This window comes from Caballeronia udeis (assembly GCF_044909315.1).
Taxonomy (GTDB): Bacteria; Pseudomonadota; Gammaproteobacteria; order Burkholderiales; family Burkholderiaceae; genus Caballeronia; species Caballeronia udeis_A.
In genome coordinates this window covers 316,535-342,078 of record NZ_JBIYEB010000004.1, presented here as the reverse complement: position 1 = coordinate 342,078, position 25,544 = coordinate 316,535, and the positions used below count along the sequence as shown (strand labels likewise).

Sequence of the window (25,544 nt, the reverse complement as noted above, 5' to 3'; positions counted from 1 at the left end):
TAGCGATCCAGCTAGAAGGAAACAATAAACTGCGTTCCGGTCGCCAATGTTTTGACGGTCAGTTTCCAATTGTGCGCCAGCGCTATTTCCTTGCAGATCGACAGGCCCAGGCCAGCCCCGTCGTATTGAGCATCGGGTGCGCGCCAAAAACGCTCAAACAGAAATGGCAGATCTTCAGGGTTGACGCCGGGCCCCTCGTCCTGGACGCAGATCGTTGTCTGGTCGACGGAAACAATGACGGAGCCGCGCGTTGGCGTCGCGTTGATCGCGTTTTCCACAATGTTCTTCAGCAAGATGAAAAGCGCGCTCCTGTCAGCTTGCATTGTCGCGGGAATGGCCGGGGCGTCGACATGCAGTTTCACCTGTTTTTTATCCGCCTTGCGCGCCAGATAGTCCACGACGTCCTCGACAACATCGACCTTGTCGACTTCGCCAAATTCGAAGTTTTGCGATTCGCTGACTTCGGCGAGGTGCAGGAGTTGCCGGACCTGTCGCGCCATCAAGTCGATTTCCCGGAATAGCAAATCCTTGTTCTCGACTTCGGGCTGCAATTCGATTTGCCCTCTTATCAAGGTCAGGGGTGTCTGCAGTTCATGAGCGGCGGAGGCGAGAAATTGCTGCTGTACCGCGAAGCCATTTTCGAGGCGTGCCAGCGCATCATTGAAGGCGGTAATAATAGGCTTGATCTCGCTGGGAACGCCTTTGACGGAGAGCCGCGTGCGAAGGTTCTGCGGAGTGATGGAAGCGGCGGAATCCGACGCCACGCGCAGCGGCAGCAGTACGCGGCGAACAGTGAACGTCAGGGTCAGGCCGAAGATGATTGTCGCAATCAGCAGGGTATAGGCCACGATCTCCGGAATCGGCTCGATCTTCTCGCCAAGAACGGCTTTATTGAACGCGACGCTCGCCGCGCTCTGTATAAAAAACGGCGTTTGCCCATGCATGATCTCCAGCGTCACGACGTCAAACGGCTTGCCGTTGATGGTCACGTGTTTCATGACGCCGAGCGAGCTCGTCAAATCACCGGTATCCCAGGAGGCATTGTCAAGCGCGCCACGGGATGCGAGAAGCACATGACCTGAGGCATCGAGCGCGCGGTACAGCAATTCGGTCGACGCGAAATCGAAGAGCCATGTTGCCCGCTCGTCAAGCTTTATCGACACCGGTCGCCCTGATTCATCAAAGCGCAAATCGGAAGCTAACTGGTGGGCGCTTCTTATGCTCTCGCTCACCCGGAATCTGTCGGCCGGCAAGTGATTGAAGGCGTAAAGCACAATTGCGGCAATGGCGGTAAGACTCACGGCCAACGCCGCCACACTTGTAAGCCATAAGCGCACCGAGAGGCTTTTGATCCAGTAGCTGAGCATGATGATGCTGTCCGGGTAACTCAAGCGAATGTGCTTGAGAATGACATTGCGTGATGCGGGCACGGGCCTGAAGGCGAACTGCTCGTTGCCCGTCCGGGCCCAGTCAATTGCCAAGTGACGTCAATACGACCTGTGCCAAAGCGATTGGCCGTGGCGGTCATTGTGACCGCTGGTCAGCTTGCACCGGGGCCGGCACCGAGTCCGGCCGCTGGACCGCGAAACCCGCTCCTCTGATGTTCGCAAGCCGGGTGGTCGCCCCAACCGTAAGCAGCTTCTTTCGCAACCGGTGAATGGTCACTTCGAGCGCGTTGGGGGTGACAGCGTCGCCCAGGCCCCAGCCGGCATGCTCAAGTGCCGAATGACGCACAGTCCGGCCTGCAGCCTTCAGAAGTACAGACATGATCTGCAATTCAGCGGGTGCAAGGGGGATGGACTGGTTGCCGCAACGCATTGCGTGTTGCTGTGGATCGATTGCAATATCAGCGAAGCTTTGAATCAGTGCCGTCATTTCGGCGGGCCTGCGCATCAGCGTTCGTACGCGTGCTACCAGCTCACTCATTTCAAATGGCTTGGTGACATAGTCGTCCGCTCCAGTCTCGAGCCCTTCTATGCGGTCGTGCAAGGCATCGCGCGCGGTCAGCATCAGGCAGGGAGTCATGGTTCCGCCGGCACGCAACGTTCGCAGGAAAAGTAGCCCGTCGCCGTCGGGTAATCCGCGGTCGAGGACGATGACGGAGTAGCCGCCATGGCTCAGGCCGTAGGCCGCTTCAGCAAGATTGCTGAAGAGATCGGTTTCAATTCCGGCACCGGACAACGATTGCCGGATCATGCCCGCCAGGCGGGCATGATCTTCGATCAGTGCGATTCGCGACATAGGGCCGGTTCACTTGAATTGGTAGAGATACGCTACCTTGGCTTCCGGAATGAATCGCTTGCCGACGATAGGGCTGTCGGTTATTCCGCTGCCCAGGTGCGCTATACCCAGGTCGAGGGTGACGAGCTGGTGAGGTGTTATGCGATAGTCGAACTTGGCGCCGACCGACTCCTTGTAAGCGGATGTCCCGGTGTAGGCAGGCCGGCCTGCGCCTCGGACGTCCTCACGCCATAGTAGTAATCGACATACTTGCCGCTGAACCAACTGACTCCAGCATGGGGTTCTACGGAGAAGTTACCATAGTCCAGGGTCTTTCCGAACTCGATATCGGCCTTCTGCCCTTTGTTTCCGCTAGTCAGGTATTCACCCGAAAGGTCGCCGTATTGCGTCTGCCACTTGAGGGCAGAGCCCAGCCAGAATGCGGCGCTCCGGTTTTGCATTCCATTGAGTATGGGGGCGTCGGAGCCTTTGTAGCCATCTGCGATTGCATAATTCCCCCGCAGGGTGAACGCAACACCGCTCCATTTTCCGACCTTCAGATCAATGGTTGTGCCAATTGCGTGTATCCATTTGTCGTCGAAGAAAAAGAACGGAACAGGCGTTATGTGCGTGCCATACCCTTTGTAAGGTGATTGCTCGAAAGCTGCACCGCCACCAAGTCCCCAATGCGTAACGTTCGTGGCGTTGCTCAGAACGGTGAAGCCGCTCGTGTCGGCATAAGGGAGATTCGCGCTAGGACCCTCTGCCCAAACCGCGCCCGAATACATCAGAGCGGATGCGACGGCAAATAGCAGTTGATGCTCGCGGCGAAGGTGTTTTTTCACAGTAGTGCCTTTCATGGGTGTGGTCGTGAGGGCGTACTGTATGACCAGGGCACTTACTGCTCACTTACTCAGGGATCGCTTACTTCCATGAAAGAAGTATGGAGCGGGGTGGCTATAGCCGGCGTTGCGCTACAGCTTGTAAGGTCGCTCGATTGGGAATAGCGAGGCAGGTGTTGCGGTTCAAAAATCAGCGGGCATCTGAAGGGTCGGTTGGGGTAGCCAGTGTCGGGGTCGTTCGTGAAAAATTCGTCATCCTTACGATATACAAGGTCACATCCAATGAACGTTGCACCCAGGTCCGGCCGTATCTGTGGCTGACGCACCCGACCTCAAAGCGCGTCAGTCACGACGAGGTAATTACCGAATCTTCTCCGCAACCGCCGAATTATCTGAAACTCTTTTATAAAAATCAGTTGCTTCTCGCTGTGCCGGAACGCGTACCGGATGCCCTTGCCATACCGCTAATGCGCGGCTGCCTGAATCAGCAGCTTGAAGGGCAGCGCCAGCAGCATCGCGCCGCCCACGCCGGCGCACCATAGCGCGACGAACCACAGCGTGCTCTTGAGCCGCGTGTTCTTGCGGCGTTTGATATCGTTCTCAGTGATAGTGATGTTCGCCATGGCGCACCTTGCCGCGAAAAACCCAGTAGCCGAGCGTCGTGTACGCGATGATCACGGGCAAGATCACCGCGGCGCCTATGAGCGTGAATTTCTGGCTCGAGTGGGGAGCCGCGAGCTCCCAGAGCGACACCCCGGGGAAGATGGCATGGGGCGAAATGCTCGCCACCAGGCCGCTATAACCGAGCAGGACGAACGCCAGCGCCATCATGAAGGGCCGCGTTTCATGCCTTGAGCGGATGGACCGGCGCATCAGCCATGCACACGCGACCACCAGCACAGGCACCGGCAGGAATCGATAGAACCAGGGGGTATCGAACCAGCGCGTTGCAATGCCGGCGTCCTGCAGCGGCGTCCAGATACTGACGACCACGATGGTCCCGAGTTGAAGCAGCGTCAGCGGCCACACCATGCGATAAAAGCGGCGTTGCAGATCGCCTTCCGTTTTCGCAATCAGCCAGCAGCAGCCGAGCAGCGCATAGGTGACCACCAGCGCGAGTCCGGTGAACACGCTGAAGGGTGTGAACCAGGTGAAGGCATCGCCGGAAAAACGGCCGTCCGCGACCGGAATGCCGTTGAGGAACGCGCCAAGCGTCACGCCCTGGAAGAACGTCGCCCCCGCCGATCCGCCGATAAACGCAAGATCCCACATGTGCTTCGTGCGGGTTGCCTTCGAGCGGATCTCGAACGTGACACCGCGAAAGATCAGGCAGACCAGCATGAACATCAGCGGCAGGTAGAGCCCCGACAGCACGGTTGAATAGATCATGGGGAACGCCGCGAACAGGCCGGCGCCGCCCAGCACGAGCCAGGTCTCGTTGCCGTCCCACACAGGCGCAACGGTGTTCATCATGACGTCGCGATCACGCTCCTCGGGGAAGAATGGAAACAGGATGCCGATGCCAAGATCGAAGCCGTCCAGCACGACATACATCAGCACGCCCAGCGCGATGATCGCGGCCCACGTCAGGGACAAGTCCATCTCAGGCTCCTTCTATTGAATGCGTCGCGGCGGACAGCGGCCGGCGAGCGGTGTGGTTGTCGTCATCCATGCGCGGTGTGTGCGTGATGGTGCCGGGCAATACGGGACCTGCTCTGAGCAGTTTGAGCAGGTAGTAGATGCCGGTACCGAACACGATCGTATAAACAATCACGAAGATCAGCAGCGTCACGCCGACCTGCTGCGCGGTCACCGGCGACACGGCCTGCGCCGTGCGCATCACGCCGTACACCACCCATGGCTGGCGACCCGCTTCCGTCGTCACCCAGCCGGCCAGCAGCGAGATGAAGCCGGACGGTCCCATCACGAGCACGAAGCGCTGGAACATCTTCGACTCGAACAGCTTGTTTTTCCGCCGCAGCACGAAGCCGGCGACACTCATCAGGATCATCAGCACACCGAGCCCGGCCATGATCCGGAAGCTCCAGAACACAATGGTCGAATTCGGCCGGTCCTCTTTCGGAAACGATTTGAGACCACGGATTTCCCCGTCCCAGCTATGCGTCAGGATCAGGCTGCCCAGGTGCGGGATGGAGACCGCGTATTTCGTGGTTTCGGCTTCCATGTCCGGGATACCGAAGAGATTCAGCGCGGTGCCGCCTTTCTCCGTATCCCACAGGCCTTCAATAGCCGCGATCTTCGCCGGTTGATATTCGCGGGTGTTCAGGCCGTGCTGGTCGCCGACTACGGCTTGAAGCGGCGTGAGCACCAGCAGCAGCCAGAGCGACATCGAAAACATCTTCCTGATGGCCGGATCCTTGCGGCCCTTAAGCAAGTGATAAGCCGCCGACGCCGCCACCACGAGCGCCGCGACAATGAACGCCGCGATCGCCATATGCGAAAGCCGGTACGGAAACGACGGGTTGAAAATGATCTTGAACCAGCTGACCGGCACCACGTGATCGCCTTCAATACGAAACCCCTGCGGCGTCTGCATCCAGCTATTCGAGGCAAGGATCCAGAAGGTCGAGATCAGCGTGCCGATGGCGACCATCAGCGTGGCGCCGAAGTGCCCCTTCGGACCAACCTTGTTCCAGCCGAACAGCATGATGCCGAGGAATCCTGCTTCCAGGAAAAACGCGGTCATCACCTCGTAGGCGAGCAGCGGACCGGTGATCGGGCCGGCGAAGCTTGAAAAGCCGCCCCAGTTGGTGCCGAATTCGTAGCTCATCACGACACCGGACACCACACCCATGCCGAACGCGACGGCGAACACCTTCGACCAGAAGAGGCATAACTCCTTGTAGACCGGCTTGCCGGTTTTGAGCCACATGCCTTCGAGCACAGCGATAAAACTCGCCAGGCCAATGCTGAGCGCAGGGAAAACGATGTGGAAAGAAACCGTAAAAGCGAACTGGATACGCGCTAGATCGAGCGCTTGCTGAGTGGCATGCATGGCAGGTTGTGCAGCCGTCGCGGGCGCACTCGAAACGAGCTCGCGGGCGGGCGCTGGTTGGTTGAACTATTGGTTGGATCAAGTACGACGTGAGTGACTCTAAGCCAGTTTTCGAGATGATTGGTGCGACGCGGCAGGAGGCGGGAATGTGCGGAAATGTCGCAATTTTTTCGATAGTTGATCTGTAACTGACTGTTTAATCGATGTTTTCTTGAGAGACTGAGTTAATGCCCGAAATCGTGGGTTCGCTAATTCCGCGACAATCAACCGCACTGCGTCAAATCTGATCCACCGCATGCGGGCGAGCCGGAACGCCTGGGGCTCGCAGCGAGCAGTGACCTTCCTGGTGCGATTCTGCGGTGATGTACCGGCGTACGGCGGGTACCATGACGAGACAGCATCGCCGGCGTTTTCGTGGTCCGAGGAATGGACCTGCGGCGATGCAAACCAGACATCGCGACGGGAGAAAAACCATGCGTCTTGATGACGAAGCAGAGAGCCGCAATGTGGAGGACCGGCGCGGCGCCGGGGGAGGCGGAGGTGGAGGATTTCGCATTGGCGGAGGGCGCTCGATTGGTATCGGCACGCTTGTCATCGCGCTGGCCGCCGCCTATTTCTTCGGCATCGATCCCATGCTGATCCTGGGCGGCGGCTCGACCGGGCAGAGTGGTTCATACAGCTAGCCGCAGTCGCAGCAACGGCAGATGGACCCGCGCGCTCAGCCGCAGGCAAGCGCGAGCGATCAGGATGCCGTGTTTGTGCGCCGTGTACTCGGCAATACCGAACGCACATGGCAGCAGATTTTCCGCACCCGCTACAACCAGGATTACCCGGCCCCGAAGCTGGTCCTGTTCACCGGCGGGACCGCCACGGCGTGCGGCACCGGTCAGTCAGCCATGGGACCGTTCTACTGCCCGAACGATCGCACGGTCTATATCGATTTATCGTTCTATCGGGAATTGCGCGATCGCTTCGGTGCAGGGGGAGATTTTGCGCAGGCGTATGTGATTGCGCACGAAGTCGGCCACCATGTGCAGAACGTCCTGGGCATCATGAACAAGGTCGATGCCGCGCGGCAGCGGATGTCGCGGGAACAGGCCAACCAGTTGTCGGTGCGCGTCGAATTGCAGGCGGATTGTTTCGCGGGTGTCTGGGCGAACGTCGCCCAGAAGAACAACGCGAAGCTGATCGAGCCGGGTGACTTCCAGGAAGGGCTGAACGCGGCGGGTGCGATAGGCGACGACCGGCTGCAGAAGCAAACGCAAGGACGCGTGGTTCCGGAAGCCTTCACGCATGGCACGAGCGCGCAACGCCAGCGCTGGTTGAATCGCGGATTGGCGACGGGCGATATCGGACAGTGCGATACCTTCGGCGCTAAAACGCTCTGAGCGTGGTTCTTTCAAGGTAATCAGGCAACGCAATTTTCAATGTCAAAGCGCCTGTACGTTCGGCGCTTTGTTCATGAAAGACCGTGAAATAGTAGTTAAAACCGTTAATTCGACGGATAATTCGGGCAGAACACGCAGCGCAAAACTTACAAATGCTGACAGCGCGGCATTACGCCAATTTATAGAATCCCGGTTTTCAGATCGATCATGATCCGAACGCCTTTCGATTTGCCGAGAGCGCTACCGGTCACGCGATCCAGCCGCCAGGCGGTAATGGTTCATGCGTCGCGGCATGAACGCATGCGCCGGCGAAATAAAGGTCCCATAGCATCCCCATGAAGCGAATCCTGATTGTCAAGGTGACATCGTTGGGCGATATCGTAGAGACGCAGCCTGTCGTCTCCGATCTTCGCCGTGCATTTCCGTCCGCCAAGATCGACTGGGCAGCGGACGCGGCTTTTGCCGACATCATTCGCTGGAATCCGGCCGTAGACCGCGTGCTGAGCGCACCGCTGCGCAAATTCAAGAAAGCACGAGGCTGGGCGGATTTGAAAGATATCGCCGCGTCCATCGGCGACTTGCGGGCCGAGAAGTACGATGTGATCCTGGATATCCATGGCGTGTACAAGAGCGCGATCATCGCGTTCCTGGCGCGCGGGCGGCGGCGTTACGGTTACAAGAACAGGGACCTGGGCGAACTCGGCGCGGCGTTTGCGTACAACAAGCGCTTCGGGCCGCGGCCGAAAACGGATGCGTGGCGTGGCATGCGTGTAAGCGTGGCCGACGCGCTGGGCTATACCTTCGACGAAACTCCCGACTTCAATCTTCGGCTGCCGCCGCTGGCTACGCCGCTCCAGCTTCCCGAGGACGCGCCTATCGCCATGCTGTTCCACGCCACATCAGCCGATGAAAAGAAATGGCCGATCGACCGGTGGGCCGAGACGGGGCGTTCGTTGACGGCGCGAGGTTATCGGATTGCGCTGCCCTGGGGTACGGAAGGCGAGCGCCGGGAGGGCGAGCAGATTGCGGCGCTCGTGCCGGGCGCGATCGTGTTGCCGAAGCTGACCGTAACCGAGTGCGCGCACTGCATCCATGCATCGGCGCTGGTCGTTGGCATGGATACGGGGCTGGTCCACCTGGCGTATGCGCTGGGCAGGCCCACGGTGATGATCTTTACGGCAACATCGCGCGAGCATTTCGGCATTGCTTCGTCAGAGCGTTCGGTCTCGGTCGGCGACCAGAGTGCTCCGCCCGATGTGGCAGCGGTGCTGGACGCAATAGAAGGCGTGCTGACGGGATCGGTGGTGCCTGCAGCGCGTGATGTCGCGACGGGAACCGTGTCGTGACGCGAGCTTCCATAGCGTGCCGAAGCACGCTATGGAACGCTCAAGCAGCCGAAAATCCTTCCGGGAACAAACGTCCGAGCGCTGCTTCGAAATGCTCGATTGGCGCCGCGCCGCGCAACGCGATGGGCGGCGGCGGTTCCTGTCCGCCCACGCCGTCACGCGAGAGCACGACGAACGGCACCCCGGTCACGCCGAGCTTCTTCGCAAACTCTTCATCTTCGATCACCGCGTCAGTCAGCTCATCGCCTAGCAACACTTCTTCCAACGATTCAGGATCGATGCCGCAGGTAGCAGCGATATCCAGGAGCGCATCGGTGTCGCCGATATCGATGCCGTCCTCGAAATACGCCTTGAAGATCGCACGATGCACAACGTCGAAACGACCCGATTCGCGCGCGAAAAATGCGGTCTCGAATGCCTTGCGGCTATGCGGTTGAACCGGCGGCAGGCGCAGCAACAAACCGCGTTCGTTGGCTATGGGGTAGACCGAGTTTTCCCAGGTTTCTTGCAGGGAGTCGCTATCCGGATCGATCGGGGAAGCGGGTTCGGGGCGCAGTTCAAACGCGTGCCAGCGGACTTCGACCGCGTCGCCATAAGTATTCTTGAACTGGTCGATGACCGGCACTTCCAGATAGCAGAAAGGGCAGACGAAGTCGGACCACACGTCGAGGTACAGCTTGGAGCTTGTCATATAAGGGCGGTCCGGAATTGGTCCAAAGTTAGTCCAAAATTCTACCCGACATCGGGCATTATCTCCGTCCACGCGTTACCCGCAGAGCGATGTCATCCCGGTGGACTGCATGGCCGCACGCTGCGTTCTTCGACGATTTCGTCGAGCAGCAGCGCGCGCAACCGGGCGCGGCCGAAAAGGATCGGACGCCCGTTCGTGATAGGATCCGCCCACTATTAAACAGGGGGCCTCCATGGCATTCAAAGAAACGAAGGGCAACAAGACCGTCGAGGCGTTGGTAAAGTCAGCACCGGGCGCAATGTTCAAGGGTTATATCCGAGTCGTGACTCAGAACGGTAACGAGTCCATTGGGCAGACATTTGGACGTGGATGCGGACGTCCGGTGAAAACCGAGCAGGCTGCGCTTGAACTCGCAGAGATCGAAGCACGCCGAGTCATCTCGGGCAAGTAATTTTGTAAAGCAGCTCTGAGCGACTGCTCGGAGCTGGCTGGCGGCAAGCTTGTTGATACCTTCCCGGCACCCCTGCTGCGAGGGACCTGGCCGTGATAAAAGCCACAAACATCCTCTGTAAAATTCTGCATTCCTCCGTTTTTCTCGCTTAAGACACCCCGTCCAGTTCAATCTTCGTGCCGTCGCTGAAGCTGCTCAGCCGGAACGCCTGCGGGTCCACCAGCGGCTTTTCGTTCGCGACCATATCGATGGCGACATCGTTGAATTTTTGGGTGGGCGCCGGATCGAGCGTGCGCATGATTTCGAATACGGTTGGCTGATCGATCCTCCTTGAACGGGCCGGCGCCGGAAAAGGGGTCGGCAACCTATCCGCTTTGCTTCGGGCATCCTAAGTGCTTGCTCAACCCGATGGCGCGTCAAAGCCGGCGCGCGCGTTTCAACCGGCTTGGCGGTCGATCCATGCTGCGGCGGTATTGCGCGGCATTTCCCCCCTGACTTTCTGGAGAATACTCGTGCAAAAGACAGCATCGGCCAAATGGAGTGGTGGCATCAAGGACGGTAAAGGTTACATTTCGACGCAAACCGGCGTGTTGAAAGACGCGCCTTATGGGTTTTCAGCCCGTTTCGAGGGTGGTCCCGGAACGAATCCCGAGGAGCTGATCGGCGCTGCGCATTCAGGCTGTTTCACGATGGCGCTGTCCCTGCAACTGACGCAGGCGGGCCTCACGGCGGAAAGCATCGAAACGAAGTCTACTGTGACGCTGGATAAGGACGGCGACGGGTTCTCGATCACCGCCTGCCATCTGGATGTGACGGCGAAGGTGCCCGGCACGGACAAAGCCACGTTCGAGAAACTCGCCAACGCGGCGAAAGAGGGTTGCCCGGTGTCCAAGTTGTTCGCCGGCAACACGAAGATCACGCTGAAGACGGAATTCGTTTCCTGAGTTTCGTCTGAACGAAGTGCGAAGGGGCGCGGCCGGGAAACGGGCGGCGCCCTTTCTTTCGTGCAGGGTCAATCGCCCGTGGTCATCGCGCGGACCCGCCCACGGATACTCAACTGACACAGGCCACCGATTAGAATCAATGCCGTGACTTATCCACATTTTTTGTGGATAGCCATGTGGACAACATGCGTGAGCCGCCTCCAACTCACTGACGCGTAACGGTTTACAGCTCCCTAACGTTTCGCAGGCAGGAACGCTGCCCATAGCCGCTCATGCATCTTCGGGCCCTTGTTGCAAGCCCTGCAACGGCCCGTCTGCGCCAAGAACCTGTAATCTGACGGCACTTTCAAGTAATCGGGCCGGACTAAACCCTGAGGCCGGTTAGCCTTCGTGACACTTCCATCCACACGCAGCACCGCCCTGGAGCATCGATGAAATTCAAGCTGGACTGGACGTGCATCGCGCCATTTGCCGCACTTGTCATCCTGGGAGTGACGTTCGCGATGCCGAACGGCTTCCTGTTCGTGCTCGCTGCCATCGCACTTGCGGCGGCCGTGTTTGCCGCGGTCCATCACGCTGAAGTGGTGGCGCATCGCGTTGGCGAGCCATTCGGCACGCTGGTGCTCGCGATCGCGGTCACGGTGATCGAAGTGGCGCTGATTGTCTCCGTCATGGTCTCGGGCGGTCCGGAAAAAGCGGCGCTGCCGCGCGACACGGTGTTCGCCGCGATCATGATCGTGTGCAACGGTATCGTCGGGATTTGCCTCCTCGTGGGCGGCATGCGCCATCACGAGCAGAATTTCCAGTTGCAAGGCGCAAGCGCGACACTCGCCATCCTGTGTGCGCTGTCGGTACTGACAATGGTCTTGCCCAACTTCACCAGCACGGTGATGGGGCCGGGGTTGTCGACGTCGCAACTAGTGTTTGTCGGCGTGACGTCGCTCGTGCTTTATGTCGTGTTCGTATTTGTGCAGACCGTGCGGCATCGCGATTATTTCCTGCCGCCAGTGCCCGCAATTGATCCGAATCAAGCCGAATCCGACGACGTTCACGCGCCGCTGCCGACCAACGGTTACGCGTGGGCCTCGGGCGGTTTGCTGCTGCTCTCGCTGATTGCGGTCGTCGGGCTGGCGAAGCTGCTGTCGCCGGCGGTCGAGGCGGGTGTTGCGAGCGCCGGCGCACCGGAAGCGGTGGTCGGCGTGGTCATTGCCGCACTGGTGCTGCTGCCGGAAGGCGTGGCCGCCTTGCGCGCGGCCCGGCTGAACCGCTTGCAGACGAGTTTGAACCTGGCGCTGGGCTCGGCGCTCGCGAGCATCGGGTTGACGATTCCGGCCGTGGCCGTCGTGTCGCTCGCGATCAGCCAGCCGATCGCACTCGGTCTTGGTCCAAAGGAAATCGTATTGCTCGCGTTGACCCTGCTAGTGAGCGTCCTCACACTTGGCACCGGACGCTCGACCGTGCTTCAGGGCGTGGTCCACCTGGTTATTTTCGCGACCTTCCTGTTTCTTTCCGTTGTGCCCTAAGGGCTTTCCGCGGGCAGGTGACGTCTTCCGGGCGCCGGCTTTTAAAAAGGGCCGGACCCAACATGAACCCAAGCCCGGCTTGAGCTGCGCTGTTGCGGACACGCTTCATTTAGCCCGCTGAACTCAAATCTTTTTTGCAACGCAGCATCGAATGCGTATAATAAGGGTATTCCCTAACGGGTAATCCCTAATTCGCGCTGAGGTGCTCTCATGAAAACCACCGCTCAAGGTTCGCTTCTCGTTTCGTTCGGTTCATGGTTCCGCAAGACGAAGGCTGTCGTTCGCCGCGAAGCTGTTCGCGCGTTGAACCTGCATCTGCAAAACTGCGCAGTGCTGGCTGAAGCGTATCGCCGGAAGTAAATCGCTGTAGTTTGACCATTGACCAACCGTTGAATCGACGCACCAATCGAGCCGTTTCATCGCTCTTGAACGTCGTTGCATTGTCCGAGTCAGGACGGTTGCCGGGAAAATTGCCGGTAACCGGTCGCAATCCCGCATAGGCGGATTGCGACCGGTGCTCACCGCCCGTCAGGTCAGATTGCCCATCCGCCCAGATAAAACGCGGCGAGCACTGCGGCGATCACCACCGTGCCAACGTTGAGCTTCTTGTATTCGCCGGCTACTACGCGCCCGATCACGAGCGTACAAAAGCCGAGCATGATGCCGGTCACAATATTCGCCGACAGCACAATGAACACGGCGCAGACAAGACCTGACATGGTGTCGACAAGATCGTCCATGTGAAGCTTGCTCACGCTTGCGAGCATCAGCAGGCCGACGTACATCAAGGCCGGAGCCGTTGCGTACGAGGGCACGAGTCCGGCGAGCGGCGAGAAGAACATCACCAGCAGGAACATCACGCCAACGGTAGCGGCCGCCAGGCCCGACTTCGCACCTGCCGCTACGCCCACCGTCGATTCAATATAAGCCGCCGCTGGCGCACCGCCCAGGCACGCGGCCACGATCGAGCTGACCGAGTCCGCCGTCAACGCCCGTCCGCCGTTCACAATCCGGCCTTTCTCATCGATCTGACCGGCCTGTCCCGCAACGGCGCGAATCGTGCCGGTGGCGTCGAACACCGCCGTCATCACCAGCGCGAACACGCTAGGCAGCACCGCCAGCGAGAGCGCGCCGCGAATGTCCATCGCGCCGATCAGTGAAGCATGTCCGGGCGCGCTCAGCGAGGGCAACGCGAACACGCCGGTAAAACGGACGGCGGGATCGAAGGCCAGTCCCAGCGCCGACAAAGCGACCACCACCAGCAAGATCCCGCCCGGCACACGCCGGCGCTCCAGCCCGATGATCGCAGCGAGTCCGAAGATCGACATCAGCACCGGGAACGCCGTGATGTGACCAAGCGAAACTGGCAAACCGGCACCCGCATTCTTGACGATCAGGCCGACATCGTTAGACGCGATCAGCAGCAGGAACAAACCGATGCCGATCCCCGTGCCATGCGCCACGCCTGTCGGCAGATTGCGCAGGATCCAGGAGCGCACGCCGGTGACGGAGATAGCGGTGAAGGTGACGCCCATCAGGAAGACGGCGCCAAGTGCAACTGCAGGCGAGAGCCCTTTGCCCAGCACCAGCCCGAACGCAGTGAACGCGGTGAGCGAGATTGCGCAGCCGATCGCGATCGGCAAGCGAGCCCATATGCCCATCAGGAGCGAGCCGAATGCCGTTGTCAGGCAGACTGCCACGAAGACCGCGCGGGTGTCGAATCCGGCCTTGCCGAGCATGGCCGGGACGACGAACACGGAATAAACCATCGCCAGGAAGGTGGTGATCCCGGCAATCACCTCGCGCCGCTGGGTACTGCCGCGCGCACTGATTTGAAAGTATCGGTCGATCAATCCGCCTGGTTGGGACGCGGTTGCGTCATCCTGGATGTCGATGCCGCCAAGCGGCTGGGCGTGGGGTTCCATCATGAGCTGTTCTCCTTTATCAGCAGGCTGAAACAAGCGGGCCGGGACGGTCTTTTGCAGACCGGGCACACCGTCTTCAGGGTCGTCTCGATAGGTTTATTTATGGTGTTGGCGGGAGCCAACGCACTGGACTGGGCCAGCACAGAGACTAGGGCAACATTAACCCGCCTCCAATCTCAAAAATGGGATTCCAGTCATGCCGCGATCCTTATAAGGTCCGTTTCAATACGGCTTCGAAGGCGCATGGTGCGGCGGAAAATAAAAAGGGCCAGGTCTTATGGGACCTGGCCCTTTTGTCTGATACGAACAACCTGGAACGAACGCGACCGCTTACTGAATCACACGCGTGACGCCCCGGCCACGCGGATCGGCGGCGGGTTCTGGCGTTGTTCCATTGATCTTGATGACCTGGATATCGCCGTTGAAATCCTGCCCCGCGAGCTTATATCCCTTCGCTTCCAGTTCCTTCGCGAGATCGCCGTCAATGGGCTTGTACGGCTCCCAGAAAATCGTGTTCGGCGGCAGCAACTGATGATGGAAGCGCATGGCCGCGACTGCTTCGGGCAAGGGCATGGAGAAGTCGTAGACGTTGGTGATCACCTGGAAGATCGAGGTAAAGATGCGCGAGCCGCCCGGCGTCCCGATCACCATCGCGACCTGATCGTCCTTCGTGAGGATGGTCGGTGACATGGAAGAAAGCGGGCGCTTGCGCGGCTCGATCGCGTTCGCGTCGCTGCCCACCACGCCGAACATGTTCGCCACGCCCGGCTTCGAGGAGAAGTCGTCCATCTCGTCGTTCAGCACGACACCGGTGCCGTCCACCACCACGCCGGAGCCGAAATAGCCGTTGATGGTGTACGTATTCGATACCGCGTTGCCCCACTTGTCGATCACCGAGAAGTGCGTGGTTTCAGCCTTTTCCGGCATCGTGGTGCCCAGGCCCGGGAGGACGCTCTTGGTGTCCGACGGCGTGTCGGAATTCACCTCGGACGCACGCTTCAGGATGTAGTCGTCGTTAATGAGTTGCGCGACCGGCACCTTGTAGAAATCGGGGTCACCGAGATACTGGGCGCGATCCGCGAACACGCGCTTTTCAATTTCCGCGGTCAGGTGAATGTATTGCGCCGAGTTGAGCGGCACGTTGGCATATTTGTCCTTGAGATCGGCCTTCATCTTCAGCAACTGAACCAGGCCGATACCGCCGGAACTCGGCGGCGGCGCGGTGATGATGCGATAGCCGTTCCAGCTCGCGAGCACCGGTTGCCGCCAGACCGCCTTGTACTCCTTCAGGTCTTGTGCCGTGATCAGGCCATGCCCGGTCATGGCGGTTGCGATCAGGTCCGCCGTCTGGCCTTCATAGAAGCCCTTTGCACCCTTGTCCGAGATGCGTTGAAGCGTCGCCGCCAGTTCCGGCTGCTTGAAGTTCACGCCTTTATTGAGGCCTCCGAAGTAACTGTCGAAGTTGGTCTTGCCTGCGAAGTCCTTCGATGCGGCGTCCTTGCGCTCCTGCAACTGGTCGCTGACTTCAAAACCGTCCTGCGCATACTTGATCGCGGGTGCGACGACCTGTTTCCATTTCAGCTTGCCGAAGCGCTTCTGCGCTTCCCACATACCCGACACCGTGCCAGGCACGCCGACCGCGCGGTAACCGAACAGGCTCATGCCCTTGATGACTTCGCCCTTGTCATCGAGATACATGTTCTTCGTGGCCGCAATGGGGGCGCGCTCGCGATAGTCAAGGAAGTAGGGACGATGATCCACATAGAGCGTCATGAAGCCGCCGCCGCCCAGGTTGCCCGCTTCCGGGTACGTCACTGCCAGCGTGAAGGCGATCGCGACGGCCGCATCAACGGCATTGCCGCCTTCCTTGAGGACCTGCTCGGCGGCGTCGGCTGCGAACTTGTCGGCGACTGCCACCGCCGACGCCATCAGGACAACGGGTTGTGCCGGGACTTTTGCATAGGCGGGGGTGGTTTCGACAAACCCGAGCGAGAGCGAAAGCGCCGTCGCGGCGAGCGTTCCAAGGGCGAACGGACGTGTGCGATACAGCGAACTCACGGACTTCTTCATGGACATCTTTGCTCCTCCTGAAAATGGGTGCCCGCCCCGGGGGTAATCGTCTTGCCCCGTCGCCTTTTCCGGCGCAGCGCTCAGGCGGGAACGCTCCGGGGCTTATACCACGGGCGTAATTGATTCCGAAATGGTGGGAAGCCCCGTCCTTGACCTGGAGCGGCAGCATGATGGTCGAGATTGCAGGGAGCAGTTACGCGATCGGTTTTGCCACCGGGATGGATTGCGACCCTATTGAAGGGGGTGCGCCGGACGAGATGAACGCGGGGCAGATGCGTACCTCAGGCCTCGGCGCCGGCGGATGTCGGTGCTTCGTCGAGGGAGTACGTTGCCACGACACGCAACACGGACTCGCGGAACGAAGCGACCAGGTCCGAGCGTATGCCGCTGCTCGGATATGACAGCACGTATTCATATTCGATCGCGGCGTCGAACGGGCGCACGACCACGCCGTGCGCGCGCCACACCTTGGCTGCAAACGGTTCGACGATCGATACACCCAAACCGCCCGCGACCATCGCATAGCGGGTGTGCGCGGTGTCGGTCAGCACGGTGTAGTTCGCCCGGTCTTCGCCGGCGGCGAACAACGATTGCTCGGCCGCGTAGGGCTGCCGTGAATTCGGTACCCAGCCGATAATGCGTTCGCCTCGCAGATCTTGTGTCCGCACGGTTTTTTTCTTTGCCAGCCGATGCGATGCCGGCATCGCGCATTGCGCCCGCGCGTGCAGCAACTTCTCCACCTCGATCCCCGCAACCGCCGCAAATGCCTGGCTGATGGCGACGTCCGCCTTGTGGTTTTGCAGGATCGTGAGCACTTCGGGGACTTTTACCGAGTCAACACGAATAGGCACGCCCGGATGACGCTCGACAAAGTCGGCCAGGATGGGCGGCAGCAGGGTACTGGCGATCACCGGCTGGCACGCGACGGTCAGCCCTTCGGACGCCTCGTCGCGAATGATTTCGGCGACCTGTTTCAGGCGTTCCAGCCCCAGGAAGTTCTCCTCGACCGACTTATAAAAGCGCAACCCGGCGTTGGTCGGATTCAAGCGGCCGCCCACGCGGCTGAACAGGCTGAAACCGAGGTCGGCCTCTAGATCCGCGATCAGGCGGCTAATGGCGGGCTGAGTGACATGCAGCGCGCGCGCCGCCCCGACACTGGTGCCCGTCATGATCAACGAGCGGAAAGCTTCTATCTGGCGAAAACGGATCATTGTGTTGAACCTACGTCCACGAACCTCAAGGACGCCGATGGTAGCGCGAACCACGCGTGCCCGCTAATTTACGGCCGCGCGCGTGTAGATAAAGCACGAGTGGAACCCGCCTTCGTCTACCTATACCCAAAACACATGCCCTATAAGCACATGTGAGTGGATTCCGCTTTATTGCTCTGAAATACTCCCGGCGAACTCGGTTCTGTCGTCGGTTCGTAGGGTCAGTGTAAAGATTCTTAAAGCGACGTGTCAGAGAAGAAGACGAATGCGAGGCGAGGGCAAGCACACAATGCCGGCCCTCAAGCAGTAAGCGCGAAAGCAAAATGTTAGGTGGTCTAAGATGCTGGCCGCCGTCTGTCTGCTTCGGCATGCGAACTGCGGTGCGTAGCGGCGGATAGCCACGCATTGACATGTTGCACAGGGTCAAAAGCTCTTGTAATCCAGCGTTCAGTGCTTGATGAACACATAAATAATAAGGATTCCCATGACGTTGTTTGCAGTTCTTGTTGCTCGTAGCACACGCGTTGACGCGTTTTTTCGTCCGGGCGATGCTGTTCATCGCCGCGTTTCAGGCAAGTGGCTTACCGTCCTTGCCGCGAGTGTCTGCGTTGCAGCCGCAAGCAATGTTCACCTGGCTCATGCGGCTCTCGTGCCGTCCGGTGTGCAGCTTGCGGCCAAGCAAGAGCTGGTGCGCAACAACGCGTCCGAGGTCGAGACGCTCGATCCGAATCTGGCTGAGAGCGTGCCGGCCAACAACGTGGCGCGCGATCTGTTCGAAGGGCTGACCGCCACCGATGCCGATGGAACCGTCGTGCCAGGCGTGGCGGAAAAATGGGAGCAGAAGGATGCGACCACGTGGATCTTTCATCTGCGAAAGAATGCGAAGTGGTCGAACGGAGAGCCTGTGGTCGCGAGCGATTTCGTGTACGGCTGCCAGCGCCTTGTCGACCCGAAGATCGCCTCGCCCTACGCGAGTACGTTCGGCGTCTTCCTGCTGAACGGTGCCGACATTGTGGCGGGCAAGAAGTCACCCGACACGCTGGGCATTCGTGCAATCGACCCCTACACAGTCGAGATCAAGACGCCGTATCCGGTGTCGTTCATTCCCGAACTGGTGTCCAACACGAATCTCGGTCCGCTGAACAAAGCCTCTATTGAAAAGTATGGCAAGGACTGGACCAAACCGGGCAAGCTGGTGAGCAACGGTGCGTTCATGCTGAAGGACTGGCAGGTGAACAGCAAGCTCGTGCTGGCACGCAACCCGCAGTACTGGGACGCGGCGCACGTGCAGTTGTCGCAGGTGACGTATCTGCCGGTCGAGAGCGAGACCACGGACATCAAGCTGTTTCAGTCGGGTGACAACGACTGGGTGTATCAGTTGCCATCCGGCATGTATCCGAAATACAAGCAGGAATTCCCCGCCGACATGAGGATTGCGCCCATGCTTGGACTGCGCTATTACTCGTTCAATAACAAAGACCCGTTGCTCAAGGACGTGCGCGTGCGCGAGGCGCTCTCCATGGTGATCGACCGTGACATCCTCGCACAACGTGTTACCGCGGACGGTCAGATTCCGGCGTACGGCGTCATTGTGAAGGGCGTGAAGGGTGCGGACGTGACGGCCTACGACTGGTCGACGTGGCCCATGGCGAAGCGCGTGGACGAAGCGAAAAAGCTGCTCGCGCAAGCCGGCGTGAAGCCGGGTACGACACTGCGCTTCGCGACGAACACCAGCGACTATCACAAGAAAATGGCTATTTTTGCGGCCTCCGAGTGGAAAACAAAACTCGGCCTGGACACGGAGATCGACGCCATGGAGTTCAAGGTTCTATTGAAGAAGCGTCATGCCGGCGACTATCAGATTGCACGCAATGGCTGGGTCGCAGACTATAACGACGCGACTACGTTCCTGCAGCTGGTGCAATGCGGTTCGGACCAGAACGACAGCGGTAATTGCAATCCCAAGGCCGACGCGCTCATTAAGGAAGCGAACGCAAGCACGGATCAGGTCAAGCGCACGCAGTTGCAAACCCAGGCCGCGAAGCTCGTAATGGACGACTATCCGATCCTGCCGCTATTGCAATACACCACCGTCAGGCTGGTGAAAAGCTACGTGGGCGGGTATTCGGTGAAGAACCCGATGGACCGTTACCGCAGCAAGGACATGTATATCGTGGCGCATTGAGCGCGACGCAACGACCCGTAATACCCTGCAATAACCCGCAATACTATCCAGCAAACAGCAAGAGGCGGTTGCCGTGACGCGGTTTGTCAAGGCGCCGCCAGGAGAGATGTCCCATGTGGTCTTATACGTTGAGGCGCGTGCTGTTGACGGTGCCTACGCTGCTGATTGTCGTCACGGTATGTTATTTGCTGCTGCACGCCACGCCGGGCGGTCCGTTCGACGGTGAGCGCAAGGTGTCCGCGGAGGTGCTGGCCAACCTGCAAGCGAAATACCATCTCGGCGAACCGCTCTGGAAGCAGTATCTGCTGTATCTCAACAGTCTGCTGCACGGCGACCTGGGGGCATCCTTCCGGTACGCTGATTGGAGCGTCAACGACCTCGTGCTGCGTGCGTTGCCGGTGTCGTTGACTATCGGCGGTGTATCCATGCTGCTCGCCATCGTGTTGGGTGTCGTGCTCGGCATCTTTGCGGCGCTTTATCGCAACAGTCCGGCAGATTATCTGCTGATGATCATCGGCAACGCGGGCAGCGCTTTCCCTTCGTTCGTGATCGGACCTGTGCTGATCCTCGTGTTCGCGATCCTGCTGAAATGGCTTCCGGCCGGCGGCTGGAACGGCTTTCATGTGCGCTACATGGTGCTGCCGGTGCTGCTGCTCACCATCATCAACGTGGCGACCGTGGGACGCGTGACACGCGGCAGCCTGATCGAAGTGCTGAACACCAACTACATCCGAACAGCCTATGCCAAGGGCTTGTCGCGCTGGACGGTCGTGCTGCGCCATGCGCTGCGGCCGACCATGATTCCGGTCGTGTCGGTGATCGGTCCGCTCGCCATCGGCTCGATCACGGCCGCGGTTGTTACGGAGTCCGTGTTCTCGTTGCCGGGAATCGGCAAGCTGATCGTGAACGGCGCGGCCAATCGCGATTACACGCTCGTGCTGGGACTGGTCGTGCTGGTAACGGTGGTCGCGGTGCTACTCAATCTGCTGGTCGATCTCGCGTACGCGTGGCTCGATCCGAAAATCCGTTACTGAAATAATGAGTCAACCAGCATGAGGTCCGCAATGAAACAAGGTTCCCTGGTCCCCACGCTCGAGAGCGTGCTGGCCGTGCCGGTGGAAGGCCGCAGCCCATGGCAGGACGCCCGTATGCGCTTCGCGCGCAACAAGGCCGCCGTGGCCAGTCTCGTCATCCTGCTGCTGATTACGCTGGCCTGTGCGTTCGGCCCCATGCTGCTGCCGAACGCCTTCGACTCCACCGACTGGAACATGATGAGTTCCACGCCAACGTTTGCGAACTGGCACCTGTTCGGCACGGACGAAACCGGTCGCGACCTGCTTGTGCGCTGTCTGGTCGGCGGCCGTGTCTCGCTGATGATCGGTGGCCTCGCCACACTGACGTCGGTCACGCTCGGCATAGTGTGGGGCGCGATCGCGGGCTTCGTAGGCGGGCGCGTGGACAACGCAATGATGCGTATTGTCGACATGATGTACGCTATCCCGTACCTGCTTATCGCCATCCTGATGGTCACGCTGCTCGGCCGCGAGTTCTACCTCGTGGTGCTTACCATTACGGTGTTCTCGTGGATGGACATGGCACGCGTCGTACGTGGTCAGACGCTGGCAATCCGCTCCAAGGAATACATTGAAGCTGCACGCGCCATTGGCGTTTCCACCAGCGGCATCATCCTGCGTCACATCGTTCCGAACCTGCTCGGCATTGTCGCTATTTACACAACGGTTACGGTTCCTGGCGTTATTCTTACGGAGTCCGTGCTATCGTTTCTTGGACTCGGCGTGCAGGAGCCCATGACCAGTTGGGGCGTCCTGATTCAGGACGGCGTTGGCGTGATGGAAACAGCGCCCTGGATTCTCCTGTTCCCGGCGGCGTTGTTGTCGGTGACGCTGTATTGCATCAACTTTGTTGGCGACGGTTTGCGCGACGCGCTCGACCCGAAGGATCGGTAAGCACCATGTCACTGCTCAAGGTAAATAATCTGGAAGTCGCATTCGACTCGCCCGACGCCGTGGTCCGCGCGGTCAACGGGGTGAGTTTTGACCTGGAAGAAGGCAGCACGCTGGGCATTGTCGGCGAATCCGGGTCGGGCAAGAGCCAGAGCGTGCTCGCCATGCTCGGACTGCTCGCGACTAATGGGCGCGCAAAAGGCAGCGCGATCTATCAGGGTGAGAACCTGCTGACCATGCCGGCGAAAAAGCTGAACCGTATTCGCGGCAACCGCCTTTCCATGATCTTCCAGGACCCCATGACGTCGCTGAATCCGTATCTGACGATTGAACGCCAGATGACGGAAGTGCTCGAACTGCACAAGAACATGACGCGGCGCGCCGCGAAAAAACGTTCTATCGAGATGCTGGAAGCGGTGCGGATTCCCGAAGCCGCGCATCGTATCGATCAATATCCGCATGAACTGTCGGGCGGCATGCGCCAGCGCGTGATGATCGCAATGGCGTTGCTGTGCGAACCGCAAGTGCTGTTCGCCGACGAACCCACCACGGCGCTCGACGTGACGGTCCAGGCGCAGATACTTCAGCTCCTGCGCAACCTGCAACACGACTTCGGCACGGCGATCGTGCTGATCACGCACGACCTCGGCGTGGTCGCCGGTCTGTGCGAGCAAGTGATGGTGATGTACGGCGGCCGTGTCATGGAGCAGTGCAACGCGGACAACCTGTTTGCCCGTCCTTCGCATCCCTATACGATCGGCTTGCTGCGCGCACTGCCGCGGCTGGATCAGAGCGACGCACCGCTCGTCGGCATTCCCGGCAATCCGCCGAACATGGCACATCCGCCGTCGGGCTGCCCGTTCCAGGAGCGCTGCATAGACGCCAGCGAGCGCTGCGCTGATTCCGTCCCGCCGCTCGAATCGTTTGGCGGCGACACCACCTGGTTGCGAGCCTGCAATCGCCCGGTCGAGCAGATGAAGTCGTTGCACGAGGTGGCCCATGTCTGAGCAGACCATCCTGTCCGTACGCGACGTCCAGGTTCATTTCAACGTCAAGGCGAAGAGCAAGTTGCCATGGGCGCCGTCGCGTACGCTCAAGGCCGTGGACGGCGTGAGTTTCGACCTGAAGGCCGGCGAGACACTCGGCGTAGTGGGTGAATCGGGCTGTGGCAAGTCCACCTTGTCGCGCGCCATCCTCAACCTCATTCCCGCCACGCATGGCAAGATCGTGTGGATGGGCAAGGATCTCAGCGGCGCCACGGCGAAGCAGTGGCACGGTGTGCGGCGCGACATCCAGATGGTTTTCCAGGACCCGCTGGCGTCTCTCGATCCACGCATGACGGTGGGGCAGATCATTGCGGAACCCTTGCGTGAACATCGTCCGGACATGTCGAAGGACGAAATGAACCAGCGGGTGCGCGCAATGATGGCGAAGGTCGGTTTGCGCGAGCAGATGATCAACCGCTATGCGCACGAATTTTCAGGTGGCCAATGCCAGCGTATCGGGATTGCGCGCGCGTTGATCGTGGAGCCGAAGCTGATTGTCTGCGACGAACCCGTGTCCGCGCTCGACGTGTCGATCCAGGCGCAGATCGTCAACCTGCTCAAGTCCTTGCAGCAGGAAATGAAGCTTGCGCTGATTTTTATTGCGCACGATCTGGCCGTGGTCAAGCATATCTCGGACCGCGTGATGGTCATGTATCTGGGTCACGTCATGGAGCTTGCCGACAAGCATTCTCTCTATGCAAGTCCCCGGCATCCGTACACGCGTGCGTTGCTCTCCGCGGTACCGGTGCCGAATCCGGCTATCGAACGGAACAAGGTCGTGCAGATCCTGTCCAGCGACATTCCCAGTCCGATCAATCCTCCAACAGGTTGTGTCTTTCATACCCGTTGCCCCAAAGCCGAGGCGCGTTGTTCGGTTGAAGCGCCGCCGCTGCGCACGCTTGAACATGGAGTCGCGGCAGCCTGCCTATTAGCCTGATTACTCGCCTGACTTATTGCTTGACCTAACACCTGACTTAGCCGCCGTTTCGACACCCCTGCGAAAGCCGATGGTCCTCGTTCCTGACGGGGCCGGGGAGTCGTTCGGCCAATCGTGACGCTTTCGTAGTCCCTGTCGTTCCCGTAGTTCCTGCAGTCACAACCCCCCGGTGCGTCGTTCCGAGCCCGGCGTGAGCGTTTTCGCTCGCGCTGGAATTATATGAGAACGGCCATCGGCCTCTTTACTCGCTGTCCATAAGAATTAAGAGACAAGCACATGAAACAACAAAAGCGTTCACTCGCTCTATCTCTAATTGTTTTCAGTGGTTTGATGAGCCCCGCCATGTACGCATTTGCGGACGATGACGATGTTGCAACACGACATACCGAGGCGCCTCCCAGCTCTCCGCCGAATTCCGAAGCGGATGCGCCGATCAGTAATCAGGCGAAGTCCCAGGGGTTTATCGAAGATTCACATTTAAACCTTCTGTTTCGCAGTTATACCGAACACTTCGAAGCGGACGGTATCAAGAAGAAGGATGCTTCTGTCCTTGGAAATCAGGCGGTCTTTGAATCGGGGTATACGCGGGGATTATTCGGTGTCGGTTTTGATGCGTCGTTGTTCAGCGCGTTCAAGCTGAACGGCGGACAAGGCGCGGGCAACCGCGTGCATTTGAATCACGACGGGCAAACCGGACAAAACCAGCTTGCCTGGACGTATCCGGGCGTGTGGGGCGTGAAAGCGCGGGTATCGAATACGGTGGTTAAATATGGTCAACAGTTATTCGATAACCCCTTTCTCGTTCCCCACGATAACCGCGCACTGCCGCCAACTTACCGCGGCGTTTCACTCGCGAGTGAGGAGATCAAGAACCTGACGCTCAAGGCGGGTAGTGTGGACGCGGTGCTGGCGCGCGGTCAGACCAGTGTCTCGTCGTTGTCGACCGAGTACGGCGGGACGCACTTCAGCCGCTTCACGTTCGCGGGCGGCGACTACACGCCCAATGACGATACCGCCGTGTCGTTATACGGAAGCCGCGCTGAGAACGTGTGGGACCAATATTATCTGTCGCTCTCGCGCAGTATTGGTGACCCGTCGCAGATTCGCTGGACGGGCGGCCTGACGTATTACTACACCCACGACGTGGGGCAGAGTCGCGAGGGCTCCATCAATAACCACGCGTATAGTTTGCAGCTCTCGGGAACGCACAACGCGCATACGGTAGCCTTGGGATTCCAGCAGATCGCGAGCAATCAGTTCTTCGATTATGTCGGTCAGTCGGCGGGCGATTATCTGGCGAATTCGCTGGATGTCGACTACAACGCGCCGCACGAAAAATCCTTGTCACTCAGCTACACGGTCAACATGAGCGGGTACGGTGTTCCAGGTCTGAAAATGACGGTGTGGTCCGCGTATGGATGGGGCGCGGATGCATCCGACATGGCGAACCGATACGCCGATTCGTCGAGCGCACTGCATGATCTCTATTGGAAGAATGGTGAGCCGGTTCACGGCACCCATTACGAGTTCGGTTTCATCCCGTCCTATACGTTTGGCTCGGGAAAACTGAAGGGAACGACTGCCAAGTTCTATTACATGCATCACCACGGCAGCAAATACTATTCGGATTCAACCAGCGATGTTTATCGCTTGATGGTGAATGTTCCGGTGAACGTGTTTTAACGCGTGTCTTGAGGGGTTTTTAAAAAGTCGACGGCCGCTGGATGGCCGAAAGGGTACGGTAAGCGGCGTGATGGGCGCCGCTCACCGACATGCAACCCAGTC

General features: G+C 59.4%; 21 protein-coding genes and 2 pseudogenes. 12 read left to right on the top strand and 11 right to left on the bottom strand.

The genetic code is table 11. The features are described from left to right. Nucleotides 1–11 precede the first annotated feature (11 nt). From ABH944_RS08960 to ABH944_RS08935, 6 genes and pseudogenes are all read right to left on the bottom strand, one after another. On the bottom strand, nucleotides 12–1,367 hold the full coding sequence (locus ABH944_RS08960) for a sensor histidine kinase (protein ID WP_404605556.1): 1,356 nt from the start codon (nucleotides 1,365–1,367) through the stop codon (nucleotides 12–14). A gap of 157 nt (nucleotides 1,368–1,524) precedes the next feature. Then, entirely contained in the window at nucleotides 1,525–2,241 is a 717-nt protein-coding gene (locus tag ABH944_RS08955; RefSeq protein ID WP_404605558.1) for a response regulator transcription factor, read from the bottom strand. A 9-nt stretch (nucleotides 2,242–2,250) separates the two neighbouring features. Next, nucleotides 2,251–3,008: pseudogene (locus ABH944_RS08950) on the bottom strand (MipA/OmpV family protein). A gap of 518 nt (nucleotides 3,009–3,526) precedes the next feature. Further along, complete coding sequence (locus ABH944_RS08945) at nucleotides 3,527–3,685, bottom strand: hypothetical protein (RefSeq protein ID WP_404605560.1); 159 nt, start codon at nucleotides 3,683–3,685, stop codon at nucleotides 3,527–3,529. Further along, complete coding sequence (gene cydB / locus ABH944_RS08940) at nucleotides 3,663–4,664, bottom strand: cytochrome d ubiquinol oxidase subunit II (RefSeq protein ID WP_404605562.1); 1,002 nt, start codon at nucleotides 4,662–4,664, stop codon at nucleotides 3,663–3,665. Before cydB ends, ABH944_RS08945 begins: the two co-directional genes overlap by 23 nt. 1 nt (nucleotide 4,665) lies before the next feature. Continuing rightward, nucleotides 4,666–6,078, bottom strand: coding sequence for a cytochrome ubiquinol oxidase subunit I (locus ABH944_RS08935; protein WP_404605564.1), 1,413 nt, complete (start codon nucleotides 6,076–6,078; stop codon nucleotides 4,666–4,668). Between the two features lie 473 nt (nucleotides 6,079–6,551). Between ABH944_RS08935 and ypfJ the strand changes: the two are divergent. Both ypfJ and waaC read left to right on the top strand, forming a co-directional pair. Next, nucleotides 6,552–7,466, top strand: a pseudogene (gene ypfJ, locus ABH944_RS08930) (KPN_02809 family neutral zinc metallopeptidase). Nucleotides 7,467–7,801: 335 nt separating this feature from the next. After that, nucleotides 7,802–8,812: a lipopolysaccharide heptosyltransferase I gene (gene waaC / locus ABH944_RS08925; protein ID WP_404605566.1), complete on the top strand. Its 1,011-nt coding sequence runs from the start codon at nucleotides 7,802–7,804 to the stop codon at nucleotides 8,810–8,812. Nucleotides 8,813–8,852: 40 nt separating this feature from the next. Here waaC and ABH944_RS08920 read toward each other — a convergent pair whose 3' ends face one another. After that, nucleotides 8,853–9,503 carry a DsbA family oxidoreductase gene (locus ABH944_RS08920; protein ID WP_404605568.1) on the bottom strand — a complete coding sequence of 217 codons (651 nt, stop codon included), beginning with the start codon at nucleotides 9,501–9,503 and terminating at the stop codon, nucleotides 8,853–8,855. 232 nt (nucleotides 9,504–9,735) lie between these two features. Between ABH944_RS08920 and ABH944_RS08915 the strand changes: the two genes are divergently transcribed. Next, the gene (locus ABH944_RS08915) at nucleotides 9,736–9,954 is read left to right on the top strand and encodes a hypothetical protein (RefSeq protein WP_062090669.1); all 219 of its coding nucleotides are present in this window, start codon (nucleotides 9,736–9,738) and stop codon (nucleotides 9,952–9,954) included. A gap of 148 nt (nucleotides 9,955–10,102) precedes the next feature. Here the strand turns inward: ABH944_RS08915 and ABH944_RS08910 are convergent, their stop codons facing one another. Further along, nucleotides 10,103–10,252: a hypothetical protein gene (locus ABH944_RS08910; RefSeq protein WP_404605569.1), complete on the bottom strand. Its 150-nt coding sequence runs from the start codon at nucleotides 10,250–10,252 to the stop codon at nucleotides 10,103–10,105. Nucleotides 10,253–10,466: 214 nt separating this feature from the next. On the opposite strand from ABH944_RS08910, the gene ABH944_RS08905 reads away from it, so the two are divergent. The 3 genes from ABH944_RS08905 (at nucleotide 10,467) to ABH944_RS08895 (ending at nucleotide 12,781) form a co-directional block, all read left to right on the top strand. Further along, nucleotides 10,467–10,898: an OsmC family protein gene (locus tag ABH944_RS08905; RefSeq protein ID WP_062090700.1), complete on the top strand. Its 432-nt coding sequence runs from the start codon at nucleotides 10,467–10,469 to the stop codon at nucleotides 10,896–10,898. Nucleotides 10,899–11,329: 431 nt separating this feature from the next. Further along, on the top strand, nucleotides 11,330–12,421 hold the full coding sequence (locus ABH944_RS08900; RefSeq protein WP_404605571.1) for a calcium:cation antiporter: 1,092 nt from the start codon (nucleotides 11,330–11,332) through the stop codon (nucleotides 12,419–12,421). Between the two features lie 210 nt (nucleotides 12,422–12,631). Continuing rightward, nucleotides 12,632–12,781, top strand: coding sequence for a hypothetical protein (locus ABH944_RS08895; protein ID WP_165936641.1), 150 nt, complete (start codon nucleotides 12,632–12,634; stop codon nucleotides 12,779–12,781). Nucleotides 12,782–12,954: 173 nt separating this feature from the next. Here ABH944_RS08895 and ABH944_RS08890 read toward each other — a convergent pair whose 3' ends face one another. From ABH944_RS08890 to ABH944_RS08880, 3 genes are all read right to left on the bottom strand, one after another. Continuing rightward, nucleotides 12,955–14,349 carry an NCS2 family permease gene (locus ABH944_RS08890; protein ID WP_404605572.1) on the bottom strand — a complete coding sequence of 465 codons (1,395 nt, stop codon included), beginning with the start codon at nucleotides 14,347–14,349 and terminating at the stop codon, nucleotides 12,955–12,957. 327 nt (nucleotides 14,350–14,676) lie between these two features. Continuing rightward, entirely contained in the window at nucleotides 14,677–16,416 is a 1,740-nt protein-coding gene (gene ggt / locus ABH944_RS08885) for a gamma-glutamyltransferase (protein ID WP_404605574.1), read from the bottom strand. Between the two features lie 281 nt (nucleotides 16,417–16,697). Next, nucleotides 16,698–17,627: a LysR substrate-binding domain-containing protein gene (locus ABH944_RS08880; RefSeq protein WP_404605575.1), complete on the bottom strand. Its 930-nt coding sequence runs from the start codon at nucleotides 17,625–17,627 to the stop codon at nucleotides 16,698–16,700. 484 nt (nucleotides 17,628–18,111) lie between these two features. Here ABH944_RS08880 and ABH944_RS08875 point away from each other — a divergent pair, with 484 nt between their 5' ends. From ABH944_RS08875 to ABH944_RS08850, 6 genes are all read left to right on the top strand, one after another. Then, nucleotides 18,112–19,812: a peptide ABC transporter substrate-binding protein gene (locus ABH944_RS08875; RefSeq protein WP_404605577.1), complete on the top strand. Its 1,701-nt coding sequence runs from the start codon at nucleotides 18,112–18,114 to the stop codon at nucleotides 19,810–19,812. Between the two features lie 113 nt (nucleotides 19,813–19,925). After that, nucleotides 19,926–20,846 (top strand): ABC transporter permease subunit, encoded by a 921-nt coding sequence (locus ABH944_RS08870; RefSeq protein WP_062090664.1) that lies wholly within the window; start codon nucleotides 19,926–19,928, stop codon nucleotides 20,844–20,846. Between the two features lie 45 nt (nucleotides 20,847–20,891). Next, nucleotides 20,892–21,779 (top strand): ABC transporter permease subunit, encoded by an 888-nt coding sequence (locus ABH944_RS08865; protein ID WP_404605993.1) that lies wholly within the window; start codon nucleotides 20,892–20,894, stop codon nucleotides 21,777–21,779. Between the two features lie 5 nt (nucleotides 21,780–21,784). After that, nucleotides 21,785–22,783, top strand: coding sequence for an ABC transporter ATP-binding protein (locus tag ABH944_RS08860; protein ID WP_062090662.1), 999 nt, complete (start codon nucleotides 21,785–21,787; stop codon nucleotides 22,781–22,783). Continuing rightward, nucleotides 22,776–23,759: a murein tripeptide/oligopeptide ABC transporter ATP binding protein OppF gene (gene oppF, locus ABH944_RS08855; protein WP_404605579.1), complete on the top strand. Its 984-nt coding sequence runs from the start codon at nucleotides 22,776–22,778 to the stop codon at nucleotides 23,757–23,759. The genes ABH944_RS08860 and oppF overlap by 8 nt, the downstream gene beginning before the upstream one ends. A gap of 276 nt (nucleotides 23,760–24,035) precedes the next feature. Next, entirely contained in the window at nucleotides 24,036–25,442 is a 1,407-nt protein-coding gene (locus tag ABH944_RS08850) for an OprD family outer membrane porin (protein ID WP_404605581.1), read from the top strand. Nucleotides 25,443–25,544 lie beyond the last annotated feature (102 nt).